Annotated in this window: 18 protein-coding genes; 10 read left to right on the top strand and 8 right to left on the bottom strand. The window is 61.3% G+C overall.

Annotated features, from left to right (window positions below):
- Positions 1–60 precede the first annotated feature (60 nt).
- Both NOR97_RS03755 and NOR97_RS03760 read left to right on the top strand, forming a co-directional pair.
- Positions 61–2,352, top strand: a complete 2,292-nt coding sequence (locus NOR97_RS03755; RefSeq protein ID WP_257600250.1) for a xanthine dehydrogenase family protein molybdopterin-binding subunit — start codon at positions 61–63, stop codon at positions 2,350–2,352.
- Positions 2,330–3,406, top strand: a complete 1,077-nt coding sequence (locus tag NOR97_RS03760) for a DUF2235 domain-containing protein (RefSeq protein WP_257600251.1) — start codon at positions 2,330–2,332, stop codon at positions 3,404–3,406. The genes NOR97_RS03755 and NOR97_RS03760 overlap by 23 nt, the downstream gene beginning before the upstream one ends.
- A 3-nt stretch (positions 3,407–3,409) precedes the next feature.
- Here the strand turns inward: NOR97_RS03760 and NOR97_RS03765 are convergent, their stop codons facing one another.
- Both NOR97_RS03765 and NOR97_RS03770 read right to left on the bottom strand, forming a co-directional pair.
- Positions 3,410–4,264 (bottom strand): hypothetical protein, encoded by an 855-nt coding sequence (locus NOR97_RS03765; RefSeq protein ID WP_257600252.1) that lies wholly within the window; start codon positions 4,262–4,264, stop codon positions 3,410–3,412.
- Positions 4,265–4,273: 9 nt separating this feature from the next.
- Positions 4,274–4,849, bottom strand: a complete 576-nt coding sequence (locus tag NOR97_RS03770; RefSeq protein WP_170345039.1) for a GcrA family cell cycle regulator — start codon at positions 4,847–4,849, stop codon at positions 4,274–4,276.
- Positions 4,850–4,975: 126 nt separating this feature from the next.
- Between NOR97_RS03770 and NOR97_RS03775 the strand changes: the two genes are divergently transcribed.
- Positions 4,976–5,779 carry an ABC transporter permease gene (locus NOR97_RS03775; RefSeq protein ID WP_257600253.1) on the top strand — a complete coding sequence of 268 codons (804 nt, stop codon included), beginning with the start codon at positions 4,976–4,978 and terminating at the stop codon, positions 5,777–5,779.
- 75 nt (positions 5,780–5,854) lie between these two features.
- Here the strand turns inward: NOR97_RS03775 and NOR97_RS03780 are convergent, their stop codons facing one another.
- Complete coding sequence (locus NOR97_RS03780) at positions 5,855–6,739, bottom strand: DMT family transporter (protein WP_257600824.1); 885 nt, start codon at positions 6,737–6,739, stop codon at positions 5,855–5,857.
- A gap of 273 nt (positions 6,740–7,012) precedes the next feature.
- Here NOR97_RS03780 and NOR97_RS03785 point away from each other — a divergent pair, with 273 nt between their 5' ends.
- Entirely contained in the window at positions 7,013–8,200 is a 1,188-nt protein-coding gene (locus NOR97_RS03785; protein WP_170345041.1) for an aspartate aminotransferase family protein, read from the top strand.
- A gap of 76 nt (positions 8,201–8,276) precedes the next feature.
- Positions 8,277–9,203: an ornithine carbamoyltransferase gene (argF, locus tag NOR97_RS03790; protein ID WP_257600254.1), complete on the top strand. Its 927-nt coding sequence runs from the start codon at positions 8,277–8,279 to the stop codon at positions 9,201–9,203.
- Here the strand turns inward: argF and NOR97_RS03795 are convergent.
- Together NOR97_RS03795 and NOR97_RS03800 are read right to left on the bottom strand one after the other, a co-directional pair.
- Positions 9,200–9,799 carry a ferric reductase-like transmembrane domain-containing protein gene (locus tag NOR97_RS03795; RefSeq protein WP_374041597.1) on the bottom strand — a complete coding sequence of 200 codons (600 nt, stop codon included), beginning with the start codon at positions 9,797–9,799 and terminating at the stop codon, positions 9,200–9,202. The two genes, argF and NOR97_RS03795, sit on opposite strands and share 4 nt — an antisense overlap.
- A gap of 5 nt (positions 9,800–9,804) precedes the next feature.
- Positions 9,805–10,293, bottom strand: a complete 489-nt coding sequence (locus tag NOR97_RS03800) for a twin-arginine translocation pathway signal (RefSeq protein ID WP_257600255.1) — start codon at positions 10,291–10,293, stop codon at positions 9,805–9,807.
- Between the two features lie 215 nt (positions 10,294–10,508).
- Between NOR97_RS03800 and NOR97_RS03805 the strand changes: the two genes are divergently transcribed.
- The 3 genes from NOR97_RS03805 (at position 10,509) to NOR97_RS03815 (ending at position 13,478) form a co-directional block, all read left to right on the top strand.
- The gene (locus NOR97_RS03805) at positions 10,509–11,342 is read left to right on the top strand and encodes a phytanoyl-CoA dioxygenase family protein (RefSeq protein WP_257600256.1); all 834 of its coding nucleotides are present in this window, start codon (positions 10,509–10,511) and stop codon (positions 11,340–11,342) included.
- A 119-nt stretch (positions 11,343–11,461) separates the two neighbouring features.
- On the top strand, positions 11,462–12,424 hold the full coding sequence (locus NOR97_RS03810) for a pirin family protein (protein WP_257600257.1): 963 nt from the start codon (positions 11,462–11,464) through the stop codon (positions 12,422–12,424).
- Positions 12,425–12,503: 79 nt separating this feature from the next.
- Positions 12,504–13,478 carry a 2-dehydropantoate 2-reductase gene (locus tag NOR97_RS03815; RefSeq protein WP_257600258.1) on the top strand — a complete coding sequence of 325 codons (975 nt, stop codon included), beginning with the start codon at positions 12,504–12,506 and terminating at the stop codon, positions 13,476–13,478.
- A gap of 9 nt (positions 13,479–13,487) precedes the next feature.
- Here the strand turns inward: NOR97_RS03815 and NOR97_RS03820 are convergent, their stop codons facing one another.
- From NOR97_RS03820 to hrpB, 3 genes are all read right to left on the bottom strand, one after another.
- Positions 13,488–14,963 (bottom strand): inorganic phosphate transporter, encoded by a 1,476-nt coding sequence (locus NOR97_RS03820; RefSeq protein WP_170345047.1) that lies wholly within the window; start codon positions 14,961–14,963, stop codon positions 13,488–13,490.
- Between the two features lie 89 nt (positions 14,964–15,052).
- Positions 15,053–15,511, bottom strand: a complete 459-nt coding sequence (locus NOR97_RS03825; RefSeq protein ID WP_257600259.1) for an NUDIX hydrolase — start codon at positions 15,509–15,511, stop codon at positions 15,053–15,055.
- Positions 15,512–15,667: 156 nt separating this feature from the next.
- Positions 15,668–18,142, bottom strand: coding sequence for an ATP-dependent helicase HrpB (gene hrpB, locus NOR97_RS03830; protein ID WP_374041598.1), 2,475 nt, complete (start codon positions 18,140–18,142; stop codon positions 15,668–15,670).
- Between the two features lie 192 nt (positions 18,143–18,334).
- Between hrpB and meaB the strand changes: the two genes are divergently transcribed.
- Together meaB and rpmB are read left to right on the top strand one after the other, a co-directional pair.
- On the top strand, positions 18,335–19,306 hold the full coding sequence (meaB, locus tag NOR97_RS03835; protein ID WP_257600260.1) for a methylmalonyl Co-A mutase-associated GTPase MeaB: 972 nt from the start codon (positions 18,335–18,337) through the stop codon (positions 19,304–19,306).
- A 185-nt stretch (positions 19,307–19,491) separates the two neighbouring features.
- Positions 19,492–19,779, top strand: a complete 288-nt coding sequence (rpmB, locus tag NOR97_RS03840) for a 50S ribosomal protein L28 (protein ID WP_050603240.1) — start codon at positions 19,492–19,494, stop codon at positions 19,777–19,779.
- Positions 19,780–19,870 lie beyond the last annotated feature (91 nt).

The raw sequence follows: 19,870 nt of genomic DNA on the forward strand, positions 1-19,870 counted from the left end.
GCTGGACATCGCCGGGTCGCGGGCTAGGCTCGCCCCTGATATCGCGCAGGAGGGCCACCCATGGAAAAGTTCGGCAGAAGCCAGCCGGTGAAACGGACCGAGGATCAACGGTTCCTGACCGGGCAGGGGCGTTACATGGATGATGCGGTACCCGGGAACGCTTTGTTTGCCGCATTCTTCCGCAGCCCGGTGGCGCATGGTGACATCACCTCTCTGGATGTCGATGCCGCGCGGGCTGCCGACGGTGTTCGGCTGGTCATGACGCTGGACGATCTGGCCGCATCAGGCATCGACACGGTGCTGAATGCGGCTGTCTTGCAGAACCGGGATGGGTCCAAGGCCGCTGCGCCGGATCGGCACATGCTGGCCAGGGATCGCGTGCGTTTCGTGGGCGAGCCGGTGGCAGTTGTCATTGCGGATACGCTGACGCAGGCGCAAGACGCGGTCGAGTTGATCTGGATGGATACAGAAGAACGCCCGGCCAAACTGGACGTCGATGCAGGGGGAGAGACCCTGCACGCGGAAGCGCCCGAGAACCGTGCTTTTGATTGGGGATTGGGCGACGAAACCGCGACCGAGGCTGCCTTTCAGGCCGCCGCGCATACCGTGTCGCTGAACGTCGTCGACAACAGGGTCATCATCAGTTCGCTTGAACCGCGTGGCTGCCAGGCCGATTGGTCCGAGGGGCGTCTGCATTTCTCTTACGGAGGTCAGGGCGTCTGGGCGATGAAGGCCCAACTGGCACAAAAGCTGAAACTGGATGCGGAAGACATACGCGTCACGACCCCGGATGTCGGTGGCGGGTTCGGTATGAAAGTGATGCCATACCCTGAATATTTCTGCGTCTCCGTGGCGGCGATGAAGCTGGGTCGGCCGGTGCACTGGATGTCCGACCGGTCCGAGGCGATGCTGTCTGATCATCATGGCCGGGATCTGACCTCGCTGGCCGAGCTGGCCTTTGACGCCGATCACAAGATCATTGCCTACCGGGTCCACAGCAAGGTGAATCTTGGCGCCTATAACAGCCACTTCGGTCAGGCGATCCAGACCAGCCTGTTCAGCAAGGTGTTGATGGGTGTCTATGACGTCCAGACCACTTATCTGCGGGTCGAAGGCTTCTATACGAACACGACGCAGGTCGACGCGTATCGCGGTGCAGGTCGGCCCGAGGCGATTTACGTGCTTGAACGCGCGATGGATCGCGCCGCGCGCGAACTGGGCGTCGACCCGTGGGAGCTGCGGCGCAGGAATTTCATCCGTCCCGGCGATTTCCCCTACACCTCCTCCACCGGCGAGACGTTTGATGTCGGTGATTTCGACATGGTTCTCACCCGTGCGGCTGACCAGACTACCGGGTTCGAGGCCCGCAAGGCCGCGGATGCCGAACGCGGGCTGATCCGGGGGCAGGGTCTCTGTTACTATATCGAAAGCATTTTGGGGGACCCTTCCGAAAACGCGAAGGTCGCGTTTTGCGAGGATGGAACGGTGAATCTTTACGTCGGCACACAATCGAACGGGCAGGGGCATGAGACGGTGTACGCCCAGTTCCTGTCGGATCAGACGGGAATCCCCATGGACAAGATCACCGTCATACAGGGCGATACCGACCGGCTTGCCCATGGCGGCGGCACTGGCGGGTCCCGCTCGGTCACTGTGCAAAGCACCGCCACCCTGGTCACGATTGACAAAATGATCGCCGCATTCACGCCTTATCTTGCCGATAAGATGGGGGTCGAGGAAAGTGATGTGAGTTTTGACCACGAGACATTCCGCGCGCCGGGCTCCAACCTGACGCCGACCCTGACCGAAGCCGCCGAGATGGCGCGTGCCGATGGTCGAACGGATCTGCTGCAACATGAGGCCCGCGCCAACCTGGATGCGCGCAGCTACCCGAACGGCGCGCATGTTGCCGAAGTCGTGATCGATTCCTACACCGGCGAAACCTGGGTGGACCGCTACACCGTGGTTGACGATTTTGGCAATCTTATCAATCCGATGCTGGCCGAAGGGCAGGTGCATGGCGGGGTGGTGCAGGGAATCGGGCAGGCCCTGACCGAACATGTCGTGCACGATGCACATGGGCAACTGCTCACGGCTTCGTTTATGGATTACGCCTTGCCCCGTGCAACCGACATACCCATGATTAAGTTTACCTCGGCGCCGGTCCCGTCAACTTCAAACCCGATGGGGATGAAAGGGTGTGGCGAGGCTGGCACCGTGGGCGCGCTGGCCGCTGTGGCAAACGCGGTTCAGGATGCGCTCTGGGATCACGGGGTGCGGCAGGCGGACATGCCTTTCACACCTCAAAGAGTATGGGAATTGCTGACGCATGAATCTGTCGCGGCTGAGTAGAAAGGTTCTGGGATGGCTCGGGCGGCCTTTGCGGTCCGAGCATTCCGCCGAGACGCGGCACCGTGAACCGATCAGCCATGTCATCATCCTTGATGGCACCATGTCCACCCTCGAGCCCGGATTTGAAACTCATGCCGGTCAGACATTTCGCCTGTGCTGCGAGATGGGCAGCAAGGTTTCGGTGTTCTACGAGGCAGGCGTGCAGTGGGAAAGCTGGAAGTCCTCGCTGGACGTGATGATGGGCCGGGGCATCAACCGCCAGATCCGCCGCGCCTATGGGTATTTGGCGTCCCGCTACAAGCCGGGCGACAAGATCTTTTTCATCGGTTATTCGCGCGGTGCCTATGGCGTGCGCAGTCTGGCCGGCGTGATCGACATGATCGGCCTGCTCAAGGCGGAACACGCCACCGAACGAAACATACTGCAAGCGTACCGCCACTATGAATGTAATCCAGACGGCATCGCCGCCAGCGAATTCCGCCGACGTTTCTGCCACGAAGGGGTCGAGATCGAGATGATCGGCGTCTGGGACACGGTCAAGGCGCTGGGATTGCGTCTGCCGCTGCTGTGGCGCTGGGCCGAGGATAAGCACGCCTTTCACAACCATGAGCTGGGCCCGGCCACCCGTCATGGGTATCACGCCATGGCGCTGGATGAGACGCGCGAAGTGTTCGAACCAGTTCTGTGGACCTGCACGCCCGAGTTCAAGGGTCATGTGGAACAGGTCTGGTTCCGCGGAACCCACGGCGACATAGGTGGCCAATTGAACGGCTACGAAGAGGCGCGGCCGCTGAGCAACATTTCCCTGATCTGGATGCTGGACAAGGCGGAATTGCACGGTCTGCCCTTGCCCGACGGCTGGCGCGATCGTTTTCCCATTGATCCCCATGCGCCGTCGGTTGGCACATGGCGCGGCTGGGGCAAGATTTTCCTGCTGCGAAAGCACCGCAAGGTCGGGCAGGACCCGTCAGAACGCCTGCATGTTTCCGTTTCGCCGGACGAACTGCCCGGATGGGTGGCGATGCCGAAACTGCCGACACATCCCGCGCAGTAGGGGTCAGCTTGGGGCGCAGACATTTCTGACCGGCTCGATCATTGCATCCGGGCGCTCAACCGGATCGAAACGCCATCTTCCTGGAGACCAGTTATAGACCCGTTGCCCATCGGGATGATCTACTAACATCAGCCCGTGAAAGTACCATTTTGACGTGGATTTGTCTCCCGTCGCAGTCGTGTAGAATGAGAAACCCCGTAAATCGCGTACTGCCTCGATTGGCGCGTTTTTCGAATGTTCGGCGATGCAATAGGGCGCGCCATCCGCAATGAAACGCGCCTGAACAAGGATCATCGGAACTGTCAACAACGACCAGAGCGCGGCGATTGTCCCGATTGAAATACCAATCTTCGCCGCCCGAGAGGGCTGTGGTTGCCCACCCGATCCCGACCAAATGAGAAAGCTTGCGGCGACGGCTATCGTCAGGGTGACACCGTGCAGAATCTGAGTGTCAGAACCAAGCGATGGCACCATCCCAAATAACGTCAAAAACAAGCCGGAAACGATTGAAAAAACGGCGATACATCTGGCGAGAGATCGTGGGATTGAAGGCAATCCCAATAGCACAAAGCCACCAATGAATGCAGGAATGGCGGGCGCAAGCCATGAGTACAAGTATGTGGCCTGAAAAAACAAAGGCAGGGTTTTTCCGCGCCCATTCGGCTCGAATATCGAAGGGTCAAATGGCTCGATGTACGCCGCGAAAATCAGCACACTGTAGGCGCAGAACAGGATCTTGTATTTCATGGCGGGCTGAATGACCAAATCTTTTGGTTCAAAAAATACTGCCCACTCATCTTGCGACGGGTGGGCAGCCAAGAAAGAAGAAAATGTCACGCTGCTAAAAGCAGCGTTCATAGCTGAATTCTAACGCCGACGATCCCTGCGCGAGCTCATCGGCTGGAAGGCCACGCCCACATGCGCCTCGCAATAGGGCTTGCCCGCCTCAACCGGAAGGCCGCAGAACCAGAAATCCTCGGTCGCGGGGTCGCCTACGGGCCACTTGCAGGTTTTTTCCGTCAATTCCATCAGAGTCAGCTTCTTGGCCTTTTTCTCGATCTCGTTGACCTTGGCCAGCGCTTCGGGGCTGATCTCATTGGCCGACGGCTGCGGTGGCAGCGGCTGACCGGCGGGGATAATCTGACGGCGGGCCGGAACGACCGGTTTCGCCTCGGCGGTCGGGGCCGGGGCCGGACGCGCCGGTTCGGTCTTGGGCGCAGGTTTGGGTTTGGCCTCGGCCTTGGGGGCGGGCGCCGGTTTTTCTTTCGGTTCCGCCTTGGCCGGGGATGCGCCTGCCGTCCGGTTGGACAGGCCCAGGCGGTGCACCTTGCCGATCACCGCATTGCGGGTCACGCCACCCAGTTCCTTGGCAATCTGGCTGGCCGACTGGCCTTCGCCCCACATCTTCTTCAGCAGTTCTACGCGCTCGTCTGTCCAGGACATCGTTAGCCTTTCAAAAGCGGAAAGCGGCCCCGGATTCGGGCCGCCTTGGGAATTCGTCTCAGCCCCCTATTCTAAACACTGCTGCCCGAGTTACAAGCTGTCTTCGAATCAGTTTGAGGGCAAAACATGCAGAATCCCGCAGATCAGACCGCGCGTCGCTTCGGAGCAGTCAACTGGATGGGCCTTTACACGCTGGCGCAGCGCGAAACCCTGCGCTTTCTGGCTGTCTGGACCCAGACGGTTCTTGCACCTCTGGTTATGGCGGGGTTGTTTCTGTTGATCTTCACCATCGCCATCGGACCCAGCCGACCAGATGTCATGGGCGTGCCGTTCGTGATGTTTCTGGCTCCGGGGATCATGATGATGACGGTGATCCAGAACGCCTTTGCCAATACCTCGTCCTCGATGGTGATCGCCAAGGTGCAAGGCAACATCGTTGATACCTTGATGCCACCGCTGTCACCGCTCGAGATTCTGCTGGGCTATCTCGCGGGTGGCATTGCCCGCGGCGTGATGATTGCACTGGTGATCTCGATTGCGTTCCTGGTCTTGCTCTCCATCGCGCCTCAGCACCCGTTGATCGCGCTGACCTTTGTCGTTCTGGGCGGCGCGTTCATGGGCGCCTTGGGTCTGTTTGCGGGTATCTTTGCCAACAAGTTCGACCAGATGGCCGCGATCACCAACTTTATCGTCACGCCGCTGGCCTTCCTGTCGGGCACGTTCTACTCGGTCGAGGCATTGCCGCCCTTGCTGAACCGCCTGACCCATCTGAACCCGGTGTTCTATCTGATCGATGGCTTGCGGTATGGCATGATCGGGGTGTCCGACAGCTCTCCGTGGCTGGGAATGGCGGTCTGTACGTTTGCGACACTCGTGATCGGAGCCATCACCTGGCTGATGCTGCGCACCGGATATCGCCTCAAGGCTTAAGGAGGCCCGGCCATCGCGGCCGGTTGCAAGGGCCGGAATGCAGGCGCACCCGTTCCCGTCGCGTTGGGCAGGCTCTCAGGCGCGGCGTTGCACGGCTTCTCGCCAGACCAGGATCAGCCCGCCGGCCAGGATGGTTGCGGACCCGACCAGACTGATCCAGTCGGGGATCACATCAAAGACCGCAAAGTCGTAAAGGGCGGCAAAGATCAGTGTGGCATAGCTGATCGGGGCCACAAAAGATGCGTCCGCCCGCGCCATGCCGTTGACGAAACAGGCCTGCGCGCAGGCCATCAGAACGCCGATCCCCAACAATGCTGCCCACTGCTGCGGGGTCGGCATCTGAAAGACGAAGCTGACGGCTATCGTGGCGATCACCAGCCCCATCGCGTTGTTGATCAGCAGGATCTGCATCGGTGGCTCGCGCCCGGAAAGTTTCTTGATGAAAATCAGCTCCATCCCGATCAGCGCAGCCGCCGCCAGCGCCAGAAGGGCAGCGGGCTGAAAACTGGCGGGGGTCGGACGCAGCAGGATCATCGCGCCCGTCAAGGCAACAGCCGCCGCCAGCCAGCGCCACGGACCAACCCGCTCTTGCAGCAGCGGAATGGCCAGCACCATACCGAAAACAGGGTTCAGAAAGGATATCGCCGTCGCATCCGCCATCGGAATGAAGGCAACCGAGGCGAACATCAGTGTCACCCCCGCCCAGCCGAAACTGGTCCGCCCGACGTGAAGACCCCAATGGGGCCGCACCAGCCGGGGCCGCAGAATTGCGACCGCCAGCAGAATCGCCAGCAGGGCAAACAGAAACCGCCCGTGACTGATCTGCATGGCGTGCAAGGGCGGGCCCAACGCATCCGTCCCCAGCGCTTTGGCCAGCAGCGTCGTGGCCGCGATAAAGGCGGTGGCGACAAAGATAAGCGCGGCCGCAAGCGGTGGATTATGGTGTTTGGGTTCGAACATGGCCAAGCGGTGCGCGGTTGCGCGGGCTTTGGCAAGGGCAAAATTGGATCGCTTCAAAATACCGGCTTCCCAACCTGCGCAAGCATCGCTATACGGACGGCCATGATCAAACATGTGCATATCCAACTGCTCCGACGCCGACGCATCTTTGCGTAACCGGCCTGTTTGATCTCGTGTGCCCGGCAAATCGGCACAGACCTCACCAAAATTGTTGACGAACCGGGCCTTCGTGTATCACTCACGAGGCTCATACCACCTGAAAAGGATGATCCCATGATCCCGTCCGTTCTGCCGACCTACAACCGTGCGCCCCTGACATTCGTGAAGGGCGAAGGCGCCTGGCTGACCGAGGCGGATGGCCGACGTTTTCTGGACCTCGGCGCAGGGATCGCGGTGAATGCGCTGGGCCACGCCCATCCGGCCTTGGTGGCCGCGCTGACTGACCAGGCCCATGCGCTGTGGCATGTTTCGAACCTGTACAACATTCCTCAGCAACAGGCGTTGGCTGACAAGCTGGTGGAACACAGTTTTGCCGATACGGTTTTCTTCACGAACTCCGGCACGGAATCCTGCGAACTGGCCGTGAAAATGGCCCGCAAGTATTTCTATGACAAAGGTCAGCCCGAGCGGGTTGAGATCATCACCTTCGACGGTTCCTTCCACGGCCGGTCGTCAGCCGGTATCGCGGCTGCCGGGTCCGAGAAGATGACCAAGGGCTTCGGCCCGCTTCTGCCGGGTTTCGTGCATGTGGCCTTCGGCGATCTCGACGGCGTGACCGACGCCATCACCGATGAGACCACCGCGATCCTGATCGAGCCCATCCAAGGCGAGGGCGGCATCCGCCCGGTCCCCGACGCCGAACTCAGGGCCTTGCGTCAGATCTGCGACGACAACGGGCTGCTTCTGATCCTTGATGAAGTCCAATGCGGCGTTGGCCGCACCGGCAAGCTGTTCGCGCATGAGTGGGCAGGGATCACCCCTGATATCATGATGGTCGCCAAGGGCATCGGCGGGGGCTTCCCGCTGGGGGCGGTGCTGGCGACCGAGGACGCGGCATCCGGTATGACCGCAGGCACCCACGGCTCGACATATGGTGGCAACCCGCTGGGCTGCGCGGTGGGCTGCGCGGTGATCGACCAGGTCGCAACCCCGGCCTTTCTCGAAGGCGTCAACCGCAAGGCGGGCCTCTTGCGCCAGAAACTCGAAGGCCTCGTCGCCGATCATCCCGACGTGTTCGAAGAGGTCCGCGGATCGGGCCTGATGCTCGGCCTGAAATGCAAGCCGACAAATATCGACGTGGTCAACGCAGGGTATGACAACGAAGTTATCACCGTTCCCGCCGCCGACAACGTGATCCGTCTGCTGCCGCCGCTGACCCTGACCGAGGACGATATCGCTCAGGCCATGATCCGTCTCGACAAGGCCGCTCAGCAGATCGAGACCCAACTCCAAACCACCTGATCTTCATCTTTTCCCAAATACTCCGGGGGTAAGGCGGCAGCGCCCCCGGCAACCGACAGCCAGGAAACGAACCGACATGAATCATTTTCTCGACATCCACAAAACCGACGCCGCCGCGCTGCGGTCCATGATCGACCAGGCCGGAGCGATGAAACAGGCCCGGTTGGGCCGCCCCAAGGCCGCGCCCGACGACGAACAGCCGCTGGCGGGCCGCATGGTCGCACTGATCTTCGAAAAGCCCTCGACGCGGACGCGCGTGTCTTTCGATGTGGGCGTGCGCCAGATGGGCGGGCAAACCATGGTGCTGTCCGGCAAGGACATGCAGTTGGGTCACGGAGAAACCATCGCCGACACCGCCCGCGTGCTGTCGCGCTATGTCGACATGATCATGATCCGCACCTTTGATGAAACCATCCTGACCGAAATGGCCGAATATTCGGACGTGCCGGTGATCAACGGCCTGACCGACCGCACCCATCCTTGCCAGATCATGGCTGATGTTCTGACATTCGAGGAACACCGCGGCCCCATCGCCGGCAAAAAGGTGGTCTGGACCGGCGACGGCAACAATGTCTGCGCCTCCTTCCTGCACGCCGCCGGTCAATTCGGCTTCGATCTGACCTTCACCGGCCCCGCTCAGCTTGACCCGGAAGAAGAGTTCATAGGGTTTGCCCGCCAGAAAGGGTCGAAAATCGTGATCGAAAGGGATCCGCACAAAGCGGTGGAAGGCGCCGACCTCGTCGTCGCAGACACCTGGGTTTCGATGCATGATTCCCAGTCGGCCAAGGAACGCCGCCACAACATGCTGCGTCCCTATCAGGTCAACGCTGAACTCATGTCGCATGCCAAACCGGATGCGCTGTTCATGCATTGCCTGCCGGCCCACCGCGAGGAAGAAGCGACCTCCGAGGTTATGGACGGACCGAACTCGGTCATTTTCGATGAGGCCGAAAACCGCCTGCACGCGCAGAAGGCGGTCATGCGCTGGTGCCTGGGCGTTTAAGGACGCCGACGGATCTCCCACACCTTCAGCTTGGCGAGTGCGCTTGCGCTCGCCAGCAGGACCAGTGCGCAGAGCGCCGTCTTGGTCATGATCTCCATCGTGCCTTCGATCAGCATGGCGTGAACAACGCTGCCGACAATCGTCACCCCGGCCAGCACGGTGTGGCTCAGCCGCCAAAGACGAAATCGCAGGCGCAGGTGCTGGCGGAAGACACCCATCAGGGCCGCCCCGAAAGCTGTCCACATGGCAATGACGCCCCAGGCCGAGAACGGTGTCGGAGAGACGAACAACAATGCATCCACCACATCCGGCGGGCTGGTAAGCCACAATCCCGCGACATGGACCACGATCGCCAGCACCAGGGACAGGCCGATCCAGCGGTGAAGGTGGCGGCTCATCATTACCGACAATCCCGGAAGGTATCTCCCGGCCAGAAGCGGTTGCAGCAACAGCAGATCCAGGCTCAGAATCCCGGCAAACCCGCCGAGGATGTAGACAGGATCGCGCCATGCAAGGTAGGGGCTGCCTGCCGCAGCGATCAGCGGAACGGCAAGGGCGGCGATCAGTGTCGCCCAGATGACACCGGTTGGGATCACCGGGATCAGAACGGTTGCAACACGAAATGCGCAGCCAGCGTCTTGTCCTTGGAACTGGACATCACAGGCCGCAGGAACACGGTTTCGAACGCGTCGCTGTCATAGGCCAGATGCCCGTGCGGTTGACCGAATGCGGGAACGATCTGCGGCATTTCCAGCCGGAATTCACCCTTTTCATCCGTCAAAGTCGCCCCATGGCTTTGCGGGTCACGTTCGTGCCCTTCTGTGGTATGGGCCCAGATCTGAATGCGCTGGCCGGGCAGGGGTGCGCCGTCGCCCGCCCGTCGTACGGTGCCGGTCATCCAGAACCCGCCGCCACCGATCCGGTCCACGATTGGCGCGCCGGGGCGATAGTTGTTTGATCCACCCCGCATCGAAGGCGTCGGCGCAAGCCCGGCTGCGCGGGCAGGCACCAAAAGTCCCGCGGCCCCGGTTGCGACAATGGCAGCACCTTGGGTGATCAGGGAACGACGGGACAGCAACGCATCTGTCATCGAGAAACCTCCAATACGCGATCCAATCTTGTCAGTCTGCGGCTTCCAACTGAAACATAGCATGTTTCTTTCAAAATCCGAGGCCGTGCGCGGTTGGAAACCTGCACCCTCACGGTTCTGTGTTTGATTCCGTGCGTCGAAACGAATCTCTTTGACCTCTCGTGCTGTGCGGTGCGATGCTCGGGGCCACCAAAACACATCGGGATGATCCTTCCATGACGACAGCAGATCTGGTTACACAGGAAGACATTGCCGCCTTCCAACGCGATGGGGCTGTTGTTCTGCGGTCGAAGTTTTCATCTGACTGGTTGTCATTGCTACGCGCAGGTATCGACGCCGACCTTGACACTCCGACGGACAATTTCACCCGTCATACCAGGGATCCGAACGCCCCGGGCTATTTCGAAGACTACTGGGCCTGGAACAAGATCCCGCAATTCAAGGAATTCGTTCACAATTCCCCCTGCGCACCGCTTGCTGCCGGGTTGCTGGGGGCGCCATCCATCAACCTTGTCATGGACAACTGGTTCCTGCGCGAGGCCGGCTCGACCTCGCGCCCGCCCTTCCATCAGGATCTGTCTTACTTCGACTTCGAAGGCACGATGTGTGTCCTTTGGCTGCCGCTGGAACCCGTGACCAAGGAAAACGGCATCGCTTTCGTGAAGGGCTCACACCTGTGGGACAAGCTGTTCATGCGGGTGCGGTTTGCCGATGGCCATCCCAGCCATCAACCCACCGAAGTTGCCGGGCAGACCTATCATCCGCCACCTGATGTCAATGCCGACCCCGGCGCGTATGACTTGCTGCAATGGGATCTGGAGCTTGGGGATTGCATTTTCTTCGACATGCGAACGCTGCATGGCGGGCTGTCCTCGATCACGCCGTCGGAAACGGTGCGGCGCTTCACCCTTCGCATGACGGCGCCTGATGGTGTCATCCGGTATCGCGGCGACTGGGCCAAGGACGAGCGCGCGCAGTTCGAGGCAGCAGGCTATGGCGAGGGGGATCGGATTGACGGGCCGTTTTTCCCGCAACTTTGGCCGCGTTGATTGGAACGGCGCCGCACTCAATCTGTGCGATTGTGCACTTTATGGGCTGCTTTGCGTGGCTATTTCTTACCTGAGTGAACGCGGGTGGCCTGACCATCTGCAACGAAGGGAGAGCTGAAATGAGTTGGAACCCGACACACAATCCGGACTGCATCTCGGAGAATCCGGCGCTGGACACATTAATCATCCCGCGTGCCCGTGACCTGGGTGGGTTCGAAGTGCGCCGCGCGTTGCCTTCGGTAAAACGACAGTTGGTGGGCCCTTTCATATTTTTCGATCAAATGGGGCCCGCTGAATTCATTACCGAAGGCGGCATCGACGTGCGGCCCCACCCGCATATCGGTCTGGGCACAGTCACTTACCTGTATCAGGGCGAGTTCGAGCACCGCGACAGCCTTGGCACACATCAGATGATCTATCCCGGCGAAGTCAACTGGATGGTCGCAGGCCGTGGTGTGACCCATTCAGAACGCACCAGCGACGAGACCCGAGGCAGGAAACACAGCCTGTTCGGCATTCAGACCTGGATCGCCTTGCCCGAAGCGCATGAGGACATGGCCCCGGATTTCGAACATCACAAACAGGCCGCGCTGCCGCATCTTCAGGATGCGGGCGTCAGCGCCCGGTTGATCCTGGGGTCGGCCTATGGTGAGACCAGCCCGGTCACGATGTTGTCCGAAACCTTCTATCTCGATGTGCAATTGGAACCCGGCGCGTCCTTCCCTCTGCCTGACGACCACGAAGACCGCGGTGTCTATGTCACGCAAGGTTCGGTCGAAATCGCGGGCGACAGGTTTGACGAGGGCCGCATGATGGTGTTCCGGCCCGGGGACAAGCTGTCTGTCACGGCGGGCGCACTGGGCGCGCGGCTGATGCTGCTGGGCGGAGCGACCCTGAATGAAGACCGCTACATCTGGTGGAATTTCGTTTCGTCTTCGAAGGAAAAGATCGAAACCGCAACCCGTGAGTGGAAAAGCGCCGATTGGGCCAATGGTGCATTTCAACTGCCTCCGGGTGACGATCAGGAATTTATCCCTATTTCCAAAGAGCTTGAGCGCACCAAACCCCGGCTGGCCCGCTAGCACGCGACGTCGGGGGCAAGCGGGCTTGTGTCACGGGTCGTTTGCGGTGATCCTTTTCGGGTGTACCGGAGGGGGTATCATGAAACTTGTCCTTGCAGGCGCAGGCAGCATTGGCTGCTTCTGCGGAGCCTTGCTGGCCCGGTCGGGGCACTCCGTGACCCTGTTGGGACGCGCACATGTGCTGGACCCGATCCGTGAGCGCCGGCTCAGGGTCACGGATTTTGACGGCCTTGATTACACGGTCCCGCCGGAATCGCTCGTGCTCAGCGAAGATCCGGCCTGCCTGGGCCAGGCCGAACTCGTCATTTTAACGGTCAAATCTGGCGCAACATCGGATATGGCCGAGCAGATAAGTGCCTTTGCACCCCGGGACGTGCCTGTCCTGTCCTGGCAGAACGGGATCGAGGCCGCCACAACACTGCGCAATGCCCTTCCCGGGCGCGACATACGCGCCGGAATGGTTCCGTTCAACGTGGTGCCAACGGCCCCCGCCACCTATCACCGGGCCACGTCCGGAGAGATCGTCATCCAAAGCGGCGCCGGCGATCTGGCCGCGCAGCTGAGCTGCGCGGACCTTCCCGTTGCGTCCAGCGACCAGATCGAGGCTGTGCAATGGGGCAAGCTGGTGATCAACCTGAACAATGCGCTCAATGCCTTGTCGGGCCTCGCGCTGGTAGATCAACTGATGAGCCGCGACTGGCGCAATCTCATGGCGGATCAGATGTCCGAGGCGCTGACTGTCCTCAAGGCGGCGGGTCATCCCGTGGCCTCGACCACACCGCTTCCGGCATGGATGACCCCGCATATTCTGCGGCTGCCGACACCGCTGTTCACCCGGATCGCGGCCCGGATGCTGACGATCGACCCGCATGCGCGAACGTCCATGGCCTATGACCTCATGGCCGAACGCCAAACGGAAATTGACAGTCTGCAAGGGCATATCATCCGGATGGGTCACGAAACCGGAGTGCCAACGCCCATCTGCACGCAGGTGTCCGACCTGATCAAACATGCACCCGATCACCCGTTGTCGCCGGAACAGATCAGGCTCTGACGTCATCGCTCAGGCGAATGCGGTCAGCACCCAGTAAATGATGGCCGACATGGTTGCGGCGGCGGGCACGGTGACAATCCATGCGGCCACGATGGTCATGAAATGCGACCGTCGTACCAGCTTGCGACGGCGGTATTCTTCCGGGGCAAGGTGTTGCGCTGTGCGCTGAATCTTTCCCTGTTTGCGCCGGCGCTCAGCATCCCACTCGCGGTAGAAGCCGACGCCAAAGACTGCACCAACGGCGATATGGGTCGAACTGACCGGCAGGCCCAGCCAACTGGCCAGAATCACGGTGATCGCCGCCGACAGGGCGACGCAAAAGGCGCGTATCGGGTTCAGCTTGGTGATCTGGCGGCCCACCATCCGGATCAGCCTGGGGCCGAACAGGAACAGACCGAAGGAAATCCCGAACGCTCCGATGATCATCACCCAAAGCGGGATGGAAACCGTTGCGGCGAACTCTTCGAATTCAGCCGCGTGAACAATCGCGGCCAACGGGCCGACCGCATTGGCCACGTCATTTGCGCCGTGGGCGAAACTCAGGAACGTGGCCGAGATCACAAGCGGCAGGCCAAACAGCGTTTTCAGAGACCGGGTCCGGTTTTCCATTCTTTCTGATTTGCGTTTGACCCACGGGACGGTCACGGACCAGGCCAGAAGCCCCACAGACAACCCGATCAGCAAAGCCATCTCCAGATCAATTGTCACGATCCGCTTCAGCCCTTTGACGGACATATATGTGGAAAAGGCCCCAGCCATCACCGCCAAAAGGATTGGCACCCATTTGCGCGCGGCTGCAATCTTGTCGTCCTGATGCTGGATCTTTGACCTGATCAGCGCCAGAAAAGCCGCCGCAACCGCACCCCCGAGTATCGGCGAAATCACCCAGCTGGCTGCAATTGCGCTCATCGTGCCCCAGCTCACCGCGCTCAGGCCCGCTGCGGCAATGCCTGCACCCATGACCCCACCCACGACTGAATGCGTGGTGGACACAGGGGCGCCGATCCAGGTTGCCAGGTTGACCCACATGGCTGACGATATCAGCGCCGCCATCATGGCCCAGATGAACACCTCGCTGTTTTGCACCGAGGCCGGATCGATGATCTCCTTGGAGATGGTCGAGACCACATCACCCCCCGCAAGCAAAGCGCCTGCGCTTTCGGCAATGGCGGCAATCACGATGGCGCCGCCCATGGTAAGCACATTCGCGCCGACCGCGGGGCCCATGTTGTTGGCCACGTCATTGGCACCGACATTGATCGCCATATAGGCCCCGAACGCGGCCGCCGCGACCACGATATGGCTGCCATCCGCCCGACCGAACAGGACCACCGCCGTCAGCCCGGCCAGCGCCATGAAGGCCAGCGCGACCCCCGGTGCCAGCAGGTGGCGCGCGACATGGATGTTGGCGGTCTCGACCCGCGAAATTCGGTGCAGGTCGCTGTCCAACGTTTGCCAGCGTGGTTTCGGATTCGTGTCAGACATGAACTTGGTCAAATGTTGAGGGATCGTGCGCCACTAACGGTATCCGGCTGCTCAGGCAAGCTGGGTGCCATCAAAATGTTGCGAATTCCTTACAGTTTGCGCAACAAGGCCTGAAGCTCGGGCTCCTGCACCAGCGTGGCCGCTTCAGCCGGCGAAAACCAGCTGCGCTCGCGCTGATCGGCCTCGGGAAAGTCATCGGCCAGCGCACGTACCGAAATCCTGTAGACATTGGTCAATACCGGTTGCGCTGATCCGTCTTTGAGGATCTTGTCGTAAGTGAATTGACCGATGGGTTCATCGTGAACCGCATCCGCGCGTACCCCGGCCTCTTCCCAGGCCTCCTGAAGGGCTGTTTCCGCGCCACTCAAACCATCGATGGGCCAGCCTTTCGGGATGATCCAGCGTTTCGTGTCACGGCTGGTGATCAGAAGGACCTGGTCCTGTCCGTCATGAACGCGGGTGCACAACGCCGCAAACTGCACCCGTCGGGGGCGCAGGAACAGCGGTCGTCCGACCTCTTCCCAGATATTTTGCAGCCATGCATTCATCAGTTTTTTGTCTGTCTACTCTATGCCTTCAAAGCCGACATGACTTAACACCGGAAATGGTGGGTTTCAAATAGACCTTCCAATTTTGGCCGGTTTTTGAGGGTTTGCCGGGTTGTTTTGTGGATTTTGGGCAAAGCTCGGGTTTTTCTGACGGCTCTATTCCCGTCTGCGCTTCGCCCTCAGCGTGGGATCAGCCCGGGTCGGGTCTTCGGGCCAGGGATGTTTGGGATATTGCGCCCTCATGTCCTTGCGTACATCCGCGTAAGAGCCTGCCCAGAAACCGGGCAGGTCACGCGTTATCTGGATCGGGCGCTGCGCTGGTGACAGCAGGGTGATCTTCAAAGGCTGGCCGCCGATTGCCGGGTGTCGGGTCACGCCAAAAACCTCCTGCAAGCGGACCGAGATTTCAGGCACGGCAGCGCTGTAATCAATTGGCACCTTGCGACCCAGGGGCGTTTCAAATGACCCCGGAGCGCGCCGGTCCAGTTCCTGCATCTGTGCCCAGTCCAACCGCGCGCGCAGGGCGGGCAAAAGGTCGAATTTCTTCCAGTCTTCGGCGCTTTTGACACCTGACAGCATGGGCAGCAACCAGTCGTCCATCTCGGCCATCAGGCCCTCGACAGAGAAATCGGGCAAATCAACGCCATCGGCACGCACCAGTTCGACACGGGCGGCCAGGCGCGCGGCGGCACCTTCCAGCCGCAAGCCCAGATCGCGGATCCCGTCCAGCATCGCGCGGGCCACGGCGTCGTCGGGGACGTCCTTCCATATGCGGTCGTCCAATGTGATCGCGCCGAACCGCTCTTGCCGCCGCGACACGACCCGCCGCTCGCGTTTGGACCAGGCGCAGGTCTCGACCCAGCGGATCTGATCCGCGAACAGATCGCGGATGTCGCGTTCCGAAATCTGGGTGGCCATCCGGACCTTCGCCTCGCGCGGGTTGCCATCCGTGTCGATGGCGACCAGAAACGGCGCGTTGGCCAGTGAATCCGCACTGTCCAGAACAACGCCTTTCCCCCCTGACAGCACATAGCGCGGCGCGTCACCCTTGCGCCGCTGCCCGATGCGGTCAGGATAGGCCAGCGCAGCCATGGCGGCGGAGCTCAGATCAGCCGAGTCGCCCTTGACCTGTTTCCGCAGCCGTCTGGTCTCGGCATTGATCCGATCCACTGCGCCCATGTTGACCTGCCAGATCCTGTTGCGCTGAAAGGCCCGGGGGTCGCGCAGCGCCTCTTGCCGCAGGGTGATATCCACCGGCGCACCGCGAAGGGGGTCACGCTCTGCCATCAACGCCGCCAAGGGGGCCGCGTTCGGACCGGCCCGCACAAGCATGTGCCCCAGCCGGGGATGCAAGGGCAGTGCTGCCAGGGCGCGCCCATGATCGGTGATCCGTCCATTGGTATCGAGTGCGCCCAGCATTGTCAGCAAAGCCCGCGCCTCGGCCATCGTCCCTTCGGGAGGTGGAGTCAGGAAGGCAAGATCGGCCGGGTCAGCGCCCCACAGTGACAGCTCCAGCGCCAGCCCGGTCAGGTCAGCCGCTTCGATCTCGGCAGGCGGGTAGGCCGCCAGCGCACCGTCTTCCCCCTTTGACCAGAGCCGGTAACACACCCCTTCGGCCACACGTCCGGCCCGGCCCGCACGCTGTGTGGCCTCGGCCCGGGTCACCCGTTCTGTCACCAGCCGTGACATGCCCGATCCCGGATCGAACCGAGCCCGCCGGGCCTGCCCCATGTCCACGACAACCTTGATATCGGGGATCGTCAGCGAGGTTTCGGCAATCGACGTCGCCAGCACGACTTTGCGCCCATGTTCCACCGGGGCAATCGCGGCTCGCTGGGCCGCAAAGGGCATGGCTCCGAACAACGGGCGCACAACGCAACTGTCGGGCAGCAGACCGTTCAAAAGGCTTTCAGCGCGTCGGATTTCGCCCTCTCCCGGCAGGAAAACCAGAATCCCACCACCTGACTTGCGCGTCTCACGCTCGGCCTGAACCACCAGATCGACCAACCCATCCAACCGCCGCGCTTGCGGTCCCAATGGCCGATCCAGCCAGCGCGTCTCAACCGGAAAGCTGCGCCCGTCCGATGTGACCAGAGGCGCCGCCATCAACGCGCCGACGGGATCTGCATCCAGCGTGGCTGACATGGCCAGCAGGATCAGATCGTCCCGCAATGCGCCCGTTACCTCGAGGCACAAGGCCAGCCCCAGATCGGCGTTCAGAGACTGTTCATGGAATTCATCGAAAATCACCGCACTGATGCCGGGCAGATCGGGGTCGGTTTGCAGCATCCGGGTCAGGATGCCCTCGGTCACCACTTCGATCCGGGTGTCTTTCGACACTTTCGCCTCGCCGCGCACACGGTAACCCACGGTTTGGCCTGTGCGCTCTCCCAAGGTCTCGGCCATCCGTTCGGCTGCGGCCCGGGCCGCCAGCCGCCGGGGCTCCAGCATCACGATCCTGCCGTCGCACAGACCTGCCTCGAGCATTGCCAGAGGAACCCGCGTGGTCTTGCCTGCACCGGGTGGTGCCTGAAGCACCGCGCGACCCTGCGCACGTAAAGTGTCCAGCAGTTCGGGTATGGCGTCGTCGATGGGCAGGCGTATCGTCATCCGGCTCTTATCCGCCATCATGCAGGTGGCGTCCAGTTCTCGCAGGGTGCGAGCACCTTGGTGCAACCCATGGTGCCAAGACCATAACCGGAAGTGTCACGCGGCGCACGAATTGACGCAGCTATTGCCTTGATCGCATTTCCAGAGACCTCCGGTCTGGACAAACGCCCCCGGAGCGCGGCAACTATTCCTGCCTCTAGGATCGGGACAAGAATGCAGACAGACAACCTCAGCGACAGGATTTTGAAGGGCGAGCGCCGGGCGCTGGCACGTGCGATCACTCTGGTGGAAAGCAACCGCGCCGATCATCGCGCACAGGCCAGCGAGCTGTTGGCCCAGCTCGCAGGATCGGGGCGTCAGGCGCTGCGGATCGGTTTGTCGGGTACGCCCGGGGTGGGCAAGTCCACCTTCATCGAAAGCTTTGGCATGATGCTGACGGGGCAGGGGCTGCGTGTCGCGGTTCTGGCGGTTGATCCAAGTTCGGCTCGGTCAGGGGGGTCGATTCTGGGGGACAAAACCCGGATGGAACGCCTGAGCCGCGAGAAGAACGCCTTTATCCGCCCCTCCCCCAGCCAGAGCCATCTCGGCGGTGTTGCCCGGCGGACCCGCGAGGCCATCGCCCTGTGCGAGGCCGCGGGATATGACGTGGTGCTGATTGAAACCGTGGGCGTCGGGCAGTCCGAAACGGTGGTGTCCGAATTGTCGGACCTGTTCCTGTTGCTGTTGGCCCCGGCGGGCGGGGATGAATTGCAGGGTGTGAAACGTGGCATCATGGAGATGGCCGACATCATCCTGATCAACAAGGCGGATGGTGACCTGAAGGCCACGGCGACCCGGACATGCGCAGATTATGCCGGCGCGCTGCGATTGCTGCGCAAACGCCCGCAGGATCCCGAAGGTTTCCCCAAGGCAATGACCGTTTCAGCGGTCGAAGAACAGGGGCTGGAGCAAGCCTGGGACGAGATGCAATCCCTGATCCAATGGCGCCGCGACAACGGTATCTGGGAGGCCAACCGCGCGGCGCAGGCGCGATACTGGTTCGATCAGGAGGTCCGCCATGCCCTTCTGGCCCGGCTCGACACGCCGCAGGCCAAGGTCGAGATGGAACGCCTGAACGCCGAAGTCTCGGCCGGGCGTCTGAACCCGGTCCGCGCGGCCGAGGAACTGCTTGGCACGCTGAGCTGACGGGGTGAAAGGGGCAAGGTTTGAAAGGCGGGCGCAAAATGAAAGAATTCGTCCGGTCCGTCTTGACCCTTCCTGCGATTCCCACTACACGCATCCAACCAGTTTTCGGGCGCGACTTCGGGTTGTGCCCCTTGTGATTTGGCCGAGGGCTTTGTGCCCGGCCTCCAGAAACAAAGGAAGAAACCATGTCGCGCCGTTGCGAACTGACCGGAAAAGGCCCGATGACTGGCAACAATGTCAGCCATGCCAAAAACAGAACTCGTCGTCGTTTCCTGCCGAACCTGAATGACGTTACCTTGCAGTCCGAGACCCTGGGCCGCGGCGTGAAGCTGCGCATCTCGGCAGCCGCTCTGCGTTCGGTTGACCACCGCGGTGGCCTGGACGCATTCCTGGCCAAAGCCAAGGACGAAGAACTGTCGGCGAACGCGCTGAAAGTGAAGAAGGAAATTGCCAAGGCGCAAGCCACGGCCTAAGCCTTTTCGCTTACGGTTTTCAGGCCCTGCACCTCTGAGGTGCAGGGCTTTTTCGTTTTGAGACGCCCGCTGCCGCCTTGCATTGTTTTCA

Source organism: Ruegeria sp. YS9 (assembly GCF_024628725.1).
GTDB lineage: Bacteria > Pseudomonadota > Alphaproteobacteria > Rhodobacterales > Rhodobacteraceae > Ruegeria > Ruegeria atlantica_C.

Bases quoted from the DNA above. Each gene is read 5' to 3' on its own strand.
- NOR97_RS03810 (WP_257600257.1), top strand. From the start codon at position 11,462: ATGAGTTGGAACCCGACACACAATCCGGACTGCATCTCGGAGAATCCG.
- NOR97_RS03815 (WP_257600258.1), top strand. From the start codon at position 12,504: ATGAAACTTGTCCTTGCAGGCGCAGGCAGCATTGGCTGCTTCTGCGGA.
- argF (WP_257600254.1), top strand. From the start codon at position 8,277: ATGAATCATTTTCTCGACATCCACAAAACCGACGCCGCCGCGCTGCGG.
- NOR97_RS03780 (WP_257600824.1), bottom strand. From the start codon at position 6,739: ATGTTCGAACCCAAACACCATAATCCACCGCTTGCGGCCGCGCTTATC.
- NOR97_RS03785 (WP_170345041.1), top strand. From the start codon at position 7,013: ATGATCCCGTCCGTTCTGCCGACCTACAACCGTGCGCCCCTGACATTC.
- NOR97_RS03770 (WP_170345039.1), bottom strand. From the start codon at position 4,849: ATGTCCTGGACAGACGAGCGCGTAGAACTGCTGAAGAAGATGTGGGGC.
- NOR97_RS03760 (WP_257600251.1), top strand. From the start codon at position 2,330: ATGAATCTGTCGCGGCTGAGTAGAAAGGTTCTGGGATGGCTCGGGCGG.
- hrpB (WP_374041598.1), bottom strand. From the start codon at position 18,142: ATGATGGCGGATAAGAGCCGGATGACGATACGCCTGCCCATCGACGAC.
- NOR97_RS03800 (WP_257600255.1), bottom strand. From the start codon at position 10,293: ATGACAGATGCGTTGCTGTCCCGTCGTTCCCTGATCACCCAAGGTGCT.
- NOR97_RS03755 (WP_257600250.1), top strand. From the start codon at position 61: ATGGAAAAGTTCGGCAGAAGCCAGCCGGTGAAACGGACCGAGGATCAA.
- meaB (WP_257600260.1), top strand. From the start codon at position 18,335: ATGCAGACAGACAACCTCAGCGACAGGATTTTGAAGGGCGAGCGCCGG.
- NOR97_RS03775 (WP_257600253.1), top strand. From the start codon at position 4,976: ATGCAGAATCCCGCAGATCAGACCGCGCGTCGCTTCGGAGCAGTCAAC.
- NOR97_RS03805 (WP_257600256.1), top strand. From the start codon at position 10,509: ATGACGACAGCAGATCTGGTTACACAGGAAGACATTGCCGCCTTCCAA.
- NOR97_RS03765 (WP_257600252.1), bottom strand. From the start codon at position 4,264: ATGAACGCTGCTTTTAGCAGCGTGACATTTTCTTCTTTCTTGGCTGCC.
- rpmB (WP_050603240.1), top strand. From the start codon at position 19,492: ATGTCGCGCCGTTGCGAACTGACCGGAAAAGGCCCGATGACTGGCAAC.
- NOR97_RS03820 (WP_170345047.1), bottom strand. From the start codon at position 14,963: ATGTCTGACACGAATCCGAAACCACGCTGGCAAACGTTGGACAGCGAC.
- NOR97_RS03825 (WP_257600259.1), bottom strand. From the start codon at position 15,511: ATGAATGCATGGCTGCAAAATATCTGGGAAGAGGTCGGACGACCGCTG.